The sequence below is a fragment of the Asaia sp. Ae19-3 genome (assembly GCF_059801175.1).
On record NZ_JBCHWF010000001.1, the window covers coordinates 752,212 to 764,083 of the forward strand.

Genomic DNA, 11,872 nt, shown 5'->3' on the forward strand with positions numbered 1-11,872 from the left:
GCTCTCCGGTTCAGCGCGGGCTGCGCCCGGCAATTGAGTCATGATGTCGGATCACTTCCCGTATGATGAAGGCAAGAAACTTTTCCGCGAAGTCAGGATCGAGCCTGGCCGAAGAGGCAAGCTGGCGCAGTCTCTCGATCTGACGTGCCTCGCGGGCAGGGTCGGCAGCGGGCAGGCCCGAGCGGGCCTTGAGTTCGCCTACCGCCTGCGTCTGGCGAAAGCGCTCTGCCAGCATATGGATCAGCGCCGCATCGATATTGTCGATGCTCTGACGATGCTGTTCGAGGAGCGCGCGTGTTTCTTGTTCAGACATCCAGATCAATCCAGGCAAGATGGCCGCCTTTTCCGGCGCCAAGGTCGGTGAAGATGGCGCGACCACCGTTGCGTCCATCGCGTATCCAGGGGCGGCCATCGGTCGAGCGCCGGTCATGACCGCAATAGACGATATGATCGGCAGGAATATGATCGATCCAGCGCAATCGGCGCTCGGGATAACCGTCAGGCTGCATACGGCCTGTGGTTTCACCAAAAAGTGCGCGTGACAGCAGGGGGGTCATGGCACCGAGCGCCGGGGGCGGGGCTTCGAACATCATATCGGTGTGAAACCCGCCATGGACGAAAATCATGTTGCCCTGGACGATCCATGCCGGGGCCTCGGCTATCGCCTCATAGGCACGCTCGCGCAGACCGGCCTGGACCGGGCCCGAAAGCTGGCGCAGCGTCTCCTCGAGAGGCGGGTCGCGTCTCAGCCTTCTGCCTTCGAGCGCGCGCCCCAGCTTGCGGTCATGATTGCCCAGAATGAACAGGCCGCGCCCGTCATCGATCAGATCGAGCATGAGCCGCAACGTTCCGGCACTGTCAGGCCCGTGATCCACCAGATCGCCGAGCTGGATAATGAATCGATCGGTTGCAACCGCATGTTCGAAAGCGGTGAGATCGCCATGCACATCGCCCACCACGCGCAGACCGCGACCGGCGCTCAGCTTCGACAGATCGGGAAGATGAGGGGGCGAAAAGGAAATCGGATCGGCCTTTCTGGGCTAGGGCGTCAATCGACCATTATGGGCGGTATCGGCAGGAAAACACAATAAAGACATGGTTATAACCGCATTCGATCACGACACCACAGCCAGAGAACCCGTTTCAGCGAAGGAGGTTGCAAGGCTGAGATCGACGGACAGGACCTGACTGACCCCGCGCTCCTGCATCGTGACGCCGAAAAGCCTGTCCATATGGGCCATGGTGAGCTGGTGATGGGTCACGATCAGAAAACGCGTATCTGCTTCTTCAGCCATATCCTTAAGCAGCCCGCAGAGCCGCTCGACATTCGCATCGTCGAGCGGAGCATCGACCTCGTCGAGAATGCAGAGCGGGGCAGGCTGGCAGCGGAACGTTGCGAAAATGAGCGACAGCGCCGTCAATGCCTGCTCTCCGCCGGACAGAAGCGAGAGGGTCGACAGTTTCTTGCCGGGCGGTTGAGCAAAGATTTCCAGCCCCGCCTCAAGAGGGTCATCGCTGCCGACCAGTCCAAGATGGGCCTTGCCACCATTGAACATGCGGCTGAACAGGGACTGGAAGTGCCGGTCGACCTCGACAAACACTGCCTGAAGTCGCTCGCGCCCCTCTTTTTTCAGCATGTTGATCGAGCCACGCAGACGGCCGATGGCCGAGCCCAGTTCCTCATGCTCGCGCATCAGGTGATCCGACTGGTTGCGGGCCTCGTTATATTCCTCATCAGCCAGCAGATTGACAGGTCCGAGGGCTTCCCGTTCCTTCAGGGCCCGGCTGAGGCGTCGCTTGAGAGTGGTCTCGCTCTGCTCCGTCAGAGGCAGGTCGAAATCCTCTGGTGGGGCGGTCTCCCGACTTTCCGTGAGCTTCTCGAGCTGGCCACAGGCCTGGGTCAGGCGTTCCTGCAGGCGGATGGCGTTCTCTCTGGCAGAGGCGCAGCGTTGCTCGGCGTCCCTGCGCGTTTCTGCCAGCGTCTCAAGGGCGGCCTCGATATCGGCGAGTGAAGCCGCAGCACCGTCGAAAGCCTCTTCGGCGGTTTCAAGGGCGCCTATGCTCTCCTGCGATGCGGCCTCGAGGCGGGTCTTCTCGGCATCGCTCCGCAAACATTCCGTCTCACCGAGCGCGACGCGGGCTTGAAGCCGGGTCAGATCGTCCTGCAGGGCCAGGCTTTGCGTGTTGTTTTCACTCAGTCGGACGGAGAGCTGCGTTTTTTCCTGTTTTGCGCGGTCATGGGCGGCTACTGCCTCGCGGAGTGCTTCCTGATGGCGAGCGCTTTCTTCGCGATGGGTCGCTTCCTGAGCCTGTGCATTCTGGAAATCCTGCTCCAAGGGGGTCAGGTCAGGCACGGGCGCGAGGTCGCGTTGCTGTGCTTTTGCCTGAGCCCGGGCATTTTTCACGGAATCATGCTGGGGCAGCAGCGCCGAGAGGCGACTGGTCAGGCTGAGCTTCAGGTCGCGTCTTGTCTGCAGATCCCTTCCCGTCGCGCCGATTTCCCTGCCGAGCGTTTCAAGCGTCTGTCTGGATGCGTTGAGCTGTGTGTCGAAATCCTTCAGAACCGTACGTTGTCTGTCTCGTGCTTCGGCGCATCGGGTCAGCGCCGCGTCGTGATCTGTCTGCGCGATCTGCGTTTTTTGCGAGACGATCTCGGCGAGATCCTGCCGTGCCTGAGCCAGTACAGCCGTCAGGGTGCGCGATCTGGTTGCGTTGGACTCTTCCTGCAGTCTCAGGCGGGTGGCCTTTTCCTGCGCGGCACCATGGTCCGATTCGAGACGCCTGGCGTCATTCAGTGCGCGATCAGCTATCTGGCGTGTATTGGCGAGCGTCTCGCGCAGGCTGTCGATCTGCGTCCTGAGCGTGCTTTCCGCTGCGAGAGACCCAAGCGCTTCTCTCGCAGCATCAACGCGTCTGGCCATCTCGTCGCGCTGGATAGCGGCTTCTTCACGTGTCTGGTCGAGACGATCGAGCTGGCTGCTGATGCGGTCGCGCTGGGTGAGAAGAATGGTCTCATCATGGCGTTTTGCCGTGAGTGCGGCTTCCTGCAGATGCAGGGTTTCGCGCAACTCGGCCAGTTGCTCGGTCTGAGAACGCTCTTTCTGCTCGAGTGTCGTCACAAGCTCTGTCAGCGGAGCGAGTGCGCGCTCTTTCTGCTCAATCTCAGCTTCGAGCGCGCGGATCGCGTTGAGATGCTCGACGCGGTTCAGGGCATTCGATGGCAGATTGGCGGCCTCACGATAGCCGTCCCACCGCCAGAGGGCCCCCTCCTTGCTGACGAGGCATTGGCCGGGCGACAGACTCTGGTGGAGCGCAGCGCCGGCCTCGGCAGAATCGACCAGCCCGATCGACGCAAAGCAGCGCTGAAGGGCGGGTGGACAATCAACCAGGGACAGCAGACTCTGCGCAGGCAGCGGGAGAGGCTGCGCCGCCAAGGGCGAAAGCTGTGCCCAGGCGCGGTTCTGGTTTTCGTCGAGCGAGGCATCGAGTGTCGCGTCGAGCGCAGAGGCGATCGCACGCTCCAGGCCCGGCGGAATAATGAGCGAGTCGATCAGCGGCGAAGGCAGGGCCTCTGCCTGATGTGTCGCCGCCAGGGCTTCACGACGCGCGCGCAGGGCGAGAACGCTGGCGGCCGTTTCCCGTCGCGCTTTTTCCTGCATCTCGTGCTGCTGACGGCTCAGATTGCGTTCGGCAGAAAGGGTCTCACTCTGTGCCGTCAGGGTCGAGACGGCAGCTTGTGCCTGCGCATGGGCCGTTTTGGCGGCTTCGAGCGCTTTGGCAGCAGGCATCTGCGCGTCGAGTTCGCAACGCTGGGCAGAGAGCGTTTCTATCTGGCTCTCATGGCGGGCCTGCGCTTCACTCGCCTGTTCGTATTCACGCTGGAGCAGGCTCCGCTGCCGGGCAACGCCCTGCGCCTCGGCCTCGGCATGTGAGAGGGCCTGCTGATGCTGGCTCACCGTCGCCCGGGCCTGCTCGGCCTCCTGGCGTGCCTTGTCGCGCGCAGTGAGTAACCGGGCAGCCGTTGTCTCGAGTTCGAGAAGCTCCGCCTCGCTGAGGCAGGCTTGGGTCAGGGATTCGAGTTCGGCTTCATGCCGGGTGCACTGCGCCTCCAGCGCCTGCATCCTTGTCTGAAGGCGTGAGAGGGTCTCGCGCGCCTGCCCGGCGTCACGGGCGGCCTGATCGGCTTCCTGCTCAGACTGTGAAAGCGCCAGACGCGCATCCTGCTGGGCACGGGTCAGTCTGGCTGTTTCTTCTTCCAGAGCGCTGCGCTGGCGCCGTTTTTCATCGAGTGCCGTCTGAAGAGCAGAAAGACTGGCATCATCAGGGAGCCTGGATTTCACCTCATCCAGCGCCTTCGCCAGCTGATGCTCTTCTTCGCTGAGGGCTGCGATCCGTTTTGCAGTTGTCTCGTGCTCTGCCTGCAGGCTCTGCGCTGCCATACGCTCGCTGATGAGACGTTCCGAAAAGGCCTGACGCGTTTTTTCTGATGCGACCAGCGCGGCGGCGCTTTCCTGCGCGGTTTGCATCAGCTCCGCGAGCCTGTCTGGAAACCCTGTCATAAGGGTTTCGAGTTCTGTCATGGCCTCCGTCAGCCCGGCATGCCTTGCCTGTGCCTCCTCAAGGCGCGATTGGGCGATCTGCTGGTCGGCTTGCAGCTGGGCCTGACGCTGTGCGTTTTGCTCTGCTGTATTGAGGGCCTGAGCCAAAGCCTCACGCGTGGTTTCAGCAGCCACGCGCAGCCTGTCCCGTGCTTCACGCAGGGTTTCGACCTGCTCTCGCAGTTCAAGGATGCGCGTTTTCTGACCAGTGCGCTCCTGTTCGGCCATGCTCGCTGCGGCAGCCGACTCATCGCGCTCTTTTTCGGCTGCCTGCAACAGGGCGGTGGTGCGTTCCACCAGAAGCTCGGCGCGTCTGTACGTTACCCAGGACAGGGCCTGTTCGTCATTGCGTATCGCCTCAGAGAGATTTCGATAGGCGCGTGCATGAGTCGATTGGGCTTCGAGCTGCTCAAGGCGACTCTCGATCTGCTGACGCAGATCTTCCGATCGCTCCATATTGCTTTCAGCCTGACGAAGCTTGAGTTCGGCATCGTGGCGTCTGGCGTGCAGGCCGGTAATGCCCGCGGCCTCTTCCAGAAGCGAGCGGCGCTCTTCGGGCTTGGCGCTGATCAGCGCGCTGACGCGGTTCTGGCTGACGATCGAAGAGCTTCGGGCGCCTGAGGACAGATCGGCAAAAAGTGTCGTGATATCGCGTGCGCGCAGGGCGCGACCGTTAAGGCGGAAATCGCTCCCCGAACCCCGTTCGGCGCGTCGGCATATCTCCAGCCCGTCGGCTTCAGCGAAGGGAGCGGGGGCGAGGCCGGTTGCCTCTTCGAGCCAGAGGGTTACTTCGGCAAGAGACCGTGCCGAACGTGCACTTGTGCCTGCGAAAATCAGATCGTCGAGCTCGCCACCGCGCAGAGCGCGTGCCGAGCTTTCCCCCATGGCCCAGCGAAGGGCCTCGACGACATTGGACTTGCCGCAGCCATTGGGGCCGACAATGCCAGTCAGCCCGGGGAGAATATCAATCGTGGCAGGATCGGCGAAACTCTTGAAACCCGCTATCCGCAGGCGCGTGATCTTGGCTGACATACGCGAAAAGCGGGGTCCTCTTCTGGGCGTTCTTCCCTGCGGCAGTGAAAGGCCGTCAGGAGCGCAATGCGATGGCGGCGCGGGCTGAGTGCTGCCCGTACCGCCCGCGCATGTAACCGAATGCGGCCTTAGCCGCCAGCCTTCCTGACTTCTGCCTCGAAAGCATCGAAGGTCAGGAGTTCCTGATTATACGGCTTGTCGTTGAACATGAAGAAAGGCGTGCCGCCGATATTGTATTTGGCCTGATCGGCATCCTGCTGCGCCACGAGTGCCTGACGAAGCGCGTCGTCAGCATCGATCTTTTTGAACTGATCGGCCGAAACACCCGCCAGGGCCGCCATCTGCTGGATCTGCTTTTTCGGATCGACGTCGCGGGCGAAAGCCCAGCGATCCTGCGTCGACAGCATCGAATTGACGAAGGGCACATAGCGCTCGACGGGAAGCGAGCGCGCCACCATGGCGCCGAGAAGCGCGATCTGGTCGAGCGGGAAGTCGTGATAGACGTAGAACACCTTACCGGTATCAATGAGCTTCGCCTTCACTTCCTGAAATACGGTCATCTCGAAATGGGCGCAATGGGTGCAGGTCAGCGAGAACCACTCATTGACCGTGACCGGTGCCTTGGGATTGCCCAGGGTGCGCGGCGTCAGGCGAATATCGTTGGTATGAGCGTCTTCAGCGCGGGCTTTCGACATGAGGGCGAGGGCAGGGATCGCTGCCAGGAAACTGCGCCTGTAGACGGACATGGAAAACACTCCCGTTGAATGATGTCAAAGTTTTGAAGACCGGAAGAGGCGCCTGCGTCAAGTGCCGGAACCCTCACGCACAGGGTTCCGGCACCTGATTTCGTCGTCACACAGAAAGGCGCGCGGTCGGGCGCTGCGTCAGCGCGCTTCCGCGTCGCGGTCTGGTTGCTTCGCATCGCTGCGAACCCAGTCGGACGGGACCCTCATGCGCAGCGCGCGGATATGGCGCGCATCGGCATCGGTTACACGAAAGACGAGACCGCTTTCATGGGTAAAGACCTCGCCCCTGATCGGAACATGCCCGGCCAGACGGAACACAAGCCCGCCCACAGTCTCGATTTCTGCTTCGCGCTCCGCTTCTGTCAGCACAGGCCCCATGAAGCCTTCAAGCTCATCGACCGGCAGACGGGCGTCGAGATCGAAGGAGCCATCAGCCCTTTCGGAAATCATGGCTGAAACCGGCTCGTCATGCTCATCGGAGATATCGCCGACGATGGTCTCGACCAGGTCTTCGATCGTCACCAGACCGTCGACACCGCCATATTCATCGATCACGAGCGCCAGATGGGTGCGACGCTGGCGCATCTGAAGCAGCAGATCCAGCACCGGTATCTGGGGGGCAACCATGAGCGGCTGCCTCAGAAGAGGCTCGATATCGAAGGCTTCCGACGTACCGATATAGGCGATCAGATCCTTGACGTGGATCATCCCGATGACGTTGTCGAGATGCTCGCGATAGACCGGCACGCGCGAGTGGTTTTCGCGGCGCATGAAATCGAGTGCCTCATCCAGGGTGATATCAGCTGACATCGACACGATATCGGCGCGCGGCACCATGACGTCATCGGCGGTTTTTTCCCGCAGATGCAGCACATTGGTGATCAGCGCGCGTTCCTGACGATCAAGTTCAGGGCGTGTTCCGGCCTCGGGGTGGGGTGTTGCTGCTTCTTCCACCAGGGCCGCGATGGAGAGCCTCAGGCCCTGCTCGCGTCCCTTGCGGTTGAAGATTCCGAACAGCCCCTTGTTGCGTCGCTGTTGATGCTCGTCGCTCTCGCTCATGCGACGCGCCTCCCGCCCAGCCGCCAGGGGTTCGGAATGCCGAGGCGCGAGAGAATGCGCGCTTCGGTCATTTCCATCAGCCGTGCCTCGTCGGGGCGGTGATGGTCATGACCGGCAAGGTGAAGCAGCCCATGCACGACCAGATGGGCAAAATGATGCGAAAACCGCTTGTTGCCCGCCTTGGCCTCACGATGAAGCGTCTCATAGGCAAGGGCGATATCGCCATCGCCGAACGCGCCATTCTCTTCAAAGGTGAGAACATTGGTCGGTTTGTTCTTGTCTCTGAAACTGGCGTTCAGTTCCTTGACCGCGCGATCGTCGGCCAGAAGAAAAGCCGGCACGCGATCCCGGTCGAGCCAGGGGCGGCTTGCCTCGATGCAGCGCATGACACGCTGTTCGAGACCGGGCACGGCAGCGCGCCAGCGACGATCCGTCACGATCAGGTCGAGGCGATTGCGAAGAGACGCCCTGTTTGTAGAGGACGTCTCTTCGGCGGATGGGGTAAGACTACTTCGAGGTTCCATTGTATTCCCGGCGCGACCTGCCTCGGGAATAATCCCGTGCCGCAGCCACTCGTTGATCATAAGCGTCCACGATGCGGGCCACCAGCGGGTGACGGACGACATCAGCAGACTCGAAACGCGTAATACCAATTCCCGGCAGGCCTTCAAGGGTCTCGACGGCTTCACGCAGGCCTGATGCGACGCCCGAAGGCAGATCGATCTGGCTGAGATCGCCCGTAATAACCATGCGGGCACCTTGTCCCATGCGGGTCAGGAACATTTTCATCTGGGCCGGTGTGGTGTTCTGGGCCTCGTCGAGAATGACGAAGGCATGCGCCAGCGTACGGCCGCGCATGAAGGCAAGCGGTGCTACCTCGATTTCGCCATTGGCCATACGCCTAGCAACCTGATCGCCAGGCAGCATGTCATTCAGCGCATCGTAGAGCGGGCGCAGATAGGGGTCGATTTTCTCACGCAGATCGCCGGGCAGAAAGCCCAGGCGTTCGCCTGCCTCGACCGCAGGGCGTGAGAGGATAATACGATCCACCTGGCCAGCCTGAAGCATGGCAACACCCTGCGCAACGGCCAGATAGGTCTTGCCCGTTCCGGCTGGGCCGATGCCGAAAGTCAGCTCCGTCTTGGCCAGCATTTCCATATAGGCAGCCTGCCCGCGTGAGCGTGGTGCAATTGCCCCGCGCTTTGTGCGTATGGCAGGCAGGTCCTGGAACGGTACGTGATTATCCGTATCCCTTCTGCCTGGCTCGGCCGGACGGGGCTGAGCCGCGCGCGGTTCAGGCTGTCGCGACGGGCGGGGCAGGGCAGAGAGGCGGATGACACTATCGACGACAGGGCCATCGATCTTGCCGCCATGTTCCAGCTGATTGTACAGCGCCGTGATGGCTGCCTGCGCGCGGGCTACAGAGGCGGCTTCACCCGTGATGGCAATCTTGTTGCCACGGCAGGTCAGGCGCACATCGAAACCCTGTTCGAGGCGGATCAGATGGCGGTCATGATCGCCCAGCAATTGCTGGAGAAGGATATTATCGCCAAAGCGCAGCGCTGAGGTGCGATGGCCCTGTTCCTGAGGGGGGATATCAGGCGGAAGCTGCCGCCTGGAGTTACGGTCATTGGTCCCGTGTCCGGGATGCGACTGGGGTGCCGTGGGGTGGCTCAAGCGCAGACTCTCTCCCGTAAGAGTGTACCAGCCAGCGAATTGGTAAGACGCTGGGTTATCACAACCGGCACTGTCTGACCGATGAGATCATCGGGACCATCGACATGGACCGGTTGCAGATAGGGTGAACGCCCGGAGATCTGGCCGGGTTTGCGGCCACGTCCGGTAAAGAGAACCGGCAGGGTACGACCAACCATATCGGCGTTGAACGCGTCCTGCTGCTCGCGCAGCAGCGCCTGCAGTCGCTGCAGGCGTGCGTCTTTCACCGCCTCATCGATCTGGAAGGGCTGACCTGCTGCCGGGGTTCCGGGGCGGGGCGAGTATTTGAACGAGAACGCCTGTGCGAAACCGGTATCGCGCACGAGCTGCATGGTCGCCTCGAAATCCTCATCCGTCTCGCCCGGATGACCGACAATGAAATCGGAAGAAAGGGCGAGGTCCGGGCAGGCTTCGCGCAGGCGGGCGATCAGGGCGCGATACTCGTCACCCGTATGGCCGCGATTCATGGCCTTGAGAATGCGATCCGAGCCTGACTGAACCGGCAGATGCAGAAAAGGCATCAGCGCAGGATTGTCGCGATGGGCGTCGATCAGCGTCTGGTCCATGTCGCGCGGGTGCGATGTCATGTAGCGGATGCGCTTGAGCCCGGGGAGGGCCGCGAGCGCTTCGGCGAGCTGAGGCAGATCGGCTGTACCGCCTTGTCCGTCATCGCCGTGATAGGCATTGACGTTCTGGCCGAGCAGGGTGATCTCGCGCACGCCGCTTTCCACCATGCGGCGTGCCTCGGCGATGACCGAGGGCAGCGAACGGCTGGTTTCAGCGCCGCGTGTGTAAGGCACGACGCAGAAGGAGCAGAACTTGTCGCAGCCTTCCTGAATCGTGAGGAACGCTGTCAGGTTTCCCTCGACCTGCGGAGCGGCTTCCTGTGGCAGGAAGTCGAACTTCATCTCGACAGGGAAATCGGTATCGATCACAGCGCCACCGGCACGCGCTGCACGCGCCACCATCTCGGGCAGGCGATGATAGGTCTGCGGACCGAGAACGATATCGACATAGGGGGCGCGGGCGAGAATCTCTTCGCCTTCTGCCTGAGCCACGCAGCCTGCCACTGCGATGATCGACCGGCTCAGACCGGAGGCCTCGCGTTCTTCGCTGATCTTCCGCAGACGACCCAGCTCCGAGAACACCTTCTCGGCGGCGCGCTCGCGGATATGACAGGTGTTGAGAATAACCATCTCGGCCTGTTCGGGCGTCGTGACAGCGCGATAGCCGAGTGGCGCCAGAACATCGGTCATGCGCGCGCTGTCATAGACATTCATCTGACAGCCCCAGGTGATGACATGCAGCCCGCGCGTATTGGCGTTCATGTCGTTCTGCACTGGAATCCTGCTGTCGTTGGAAGCCTCGACGGTCACGTGTCCTTACCTCTTGCCTGCTGGCGATGCTCTGTGGGTGGGATGTCCAGGGAAAATGCCTGAAAGTCAGGCCTCTTCCTGTCTGTTTGTCCCATATGCCCTTTTATGGATGTTCTGCCATGCGTTGTAGCCGAAAGACACGTTAAATGCATGGGTAATATTTGTGCCGTATGCGACCCTGCGTCCGGGCGGTGCAAGGTGCGCGTGCCGCTCAGAGCTCGATCGCCTCGGGCTGGTCGGGGTTGTGGTGCAGTTGGGCCACGCCGAGTGCCACGATCTCCTGCACCGCAGAAGAAAGCTCCTTGCGGCTCGGGTAATCTGCTGGATCGACCGGCGGATGAAGAATGACTGTTGCACCGAGCGAGCGCCATTGCGTGACCGACCAGATATGCGGTGCCAGTTCCATGTCACCGTACCACGCCAGGGCAGTGCGACGCGCCCGCCCGATAGGCAGGCCATCGAGACGATCATAGACGATGGAGACCGGCTGGATCAGCACCGAAGGGGGCGTCGGAAGGGTAGGGTCGACACGGCTCGGCTTGGCGATGGCGAAGAAGGACGACATGAAGGGCAGCACATGCGTGCCATCCGTCGAGGTGCCTTCCGGAAAGAGGATCAGATTATCGCCGTTATTCAGGCGATCAGTCATCGCCTGAAGTTCGCGCCCTGTATTGTTGCGCTGGCGGCTGACAAAGATCGTCCTGCCGAGACGCGCCAGCGTGCCGATGACCGGCCAGTCGGCAATCTGCTGTTTTGCAACGAAAACAGTGGGAAGGATGCCGCCCGCAACCGCGATATCGAGCCATGAGGAGTGATTAGCGACGAAAATGATCGGTCGCTCGCCGTTTCTGACAGCGAGACTGTCGCGTATCGTTCCGGCTGCCTCACCGACCACGCGAACACGCAGGCCAAGGATGCGGCAGATCGTTGCCCAGTAAAAACGAGCGAACACGATCTTGCTCGCACTTTTGCGTCGTAGCAGGGCGCGTTGCGGCACGCTTGCGACGATCGTCCACAGAATGGAGAGGCTCATGCGCCTGATCGCGCGCAGCCGACAAAGAAAGCGGTTCCCCAGAGCAGGCTCAAGCGGGGCGGTCCAGGGTTCGGGGCCGGAAGCGTCACTCGCGGGACGGCGGCGCGTAATCGCGTCAGTCATTGGGCCATACCTAACGCGAAATCATTCTTTCGGACAACCGCGATACAGCGATGATTTGATTAAGATTGAACGAAACTCTGCCATGCGCGGTTAATACAGGCAAAAGAGCCTTCCCCTGCCTTTTCTTGATGACGCAGCCATGACATGATCTCGACACGCTTTTCAGCCATCACTCGCAAGGACCGATCA

General features: G+C 61.5%; 9 protein-coding genes. All 9 read right to left on the reverse strand.

All coding sequences use genetic code 11. The features are described from left to right. Positions 1-10: 10 nt before the first annotated feature. Positions 11-313 carry a chorismate mutase gene (locus AAID99_RS03265; RefSeq protein WP_188425314.1) on the reverse strand — a complete coding sequence of 101 codons (303 nt, stop codon included), beginning with the start codon at positions 311-313 and terminating at the stop codon, positions 11-13. Further along, positions 306-1,022: a metallophosphoesterase gene (locus AAID99_RS03270; protein WP_371869823.1), complete on the reverse strand. Its 717-nt coding sequence runs from the start codon at positions 1,020-1,022 to the stop codon at positions 306-308. The genes AAID99_RS03265 and AAID99_RS03270 overlap by 8 nt, the downstream gene beginning before the upstream one ends. A gap of 93 nt (positions 1,023-1,115) precedes the next feature. Continuing rightward, positions 1,116-5,630, reverse strand: a complete 4,515-nt coding sequence (locus tag AAID99_RS03275) for an AAA family ATPase (RefSeq protein ID WP_498493136.1) — start codon at positions 5,628-5,630, stop codon at positions 1,116-1,118. Between the two features lie 128 nt (positions 5,631-5,758). Further along, on the reverse strand, positions 5,759-6,376 hold the full coding sequence (locus tag AAID99_RS03280) for a thioredoxin domain-containing protein (protein ID WP_188425316.1): 618 nt from the start codon (positions 6,374-6,376) through the stop codon (positions 5,759-5,761). Between the two features lie 138 nt (positions 6,377-6,514). Further along, positions 6,515-7,435, reverse strand: a complete 921-nt coding sequence (locus AAID99_RS03285) for a hemolysin family protein (RefSeq protein WP_332348447.1) — start codon at positions 7,433-7,435, stop codon at positions 6,515-6,517. Further along, positions 7,432-7,959, reverse strand: a complete 528-nt coding sequence (gene ybeY, locus AAID99_RS03290; RefSeq protein WP_188425318.1) for an rRNA maturation RNase YbeY — start codon at positions 7,957-7,959, stop codon at positions 7,432-7,434. Before ybeY ends, AAID99_RS03285 begins: the two co-directional genes overlap by 4 nt. Then, positions 7,943-9,031 (reverse strand): PhoH family protein, encoded by a 1,089-nt coding sequence (locus tag AAID99_RS03295; RefSeq protein ID WP_188425434.1) that lies wholly within the window; start codon positions 9,029-9,031, stop codon positions 7,943-7,945. The genes ybeY and AAID99_RS03295 overlap by 17 nt, the downstream gene beginning before the upstream one ends. A 77-nt stretch (positions 9,032-9,108) precedes the next feature. Then, positions 9,109-10,479, reverse strand: a complete 1,371-nt coding sequence (gene miaB / locus AAID99_RS03300) for a tRNA (N6-isopentenyl adenosine(37)-C2)-methylthiotransferase MiaB (RefSeq protein ID WP_188425435.1) — start codon at positions 10,477-10,479, stop codon at positions 9,109-9,111. Between the two features lie 259 nt (positions 10,480-10,738). Further along, positions 10,739-11,683 (reverse strand): lysophospholipid acyltransferase family protein, encoded by a 945-nt coding sequence (locus AAID99_RS03305; RefSeq protein ID WP_188425319.1) that lies wholly within the window; start codon positions 11,681-11,683, stop codon positions 10,739-10,741. Between the last annotated feature and the right edge of the window lie 189 nt (positions 11,684-11,872).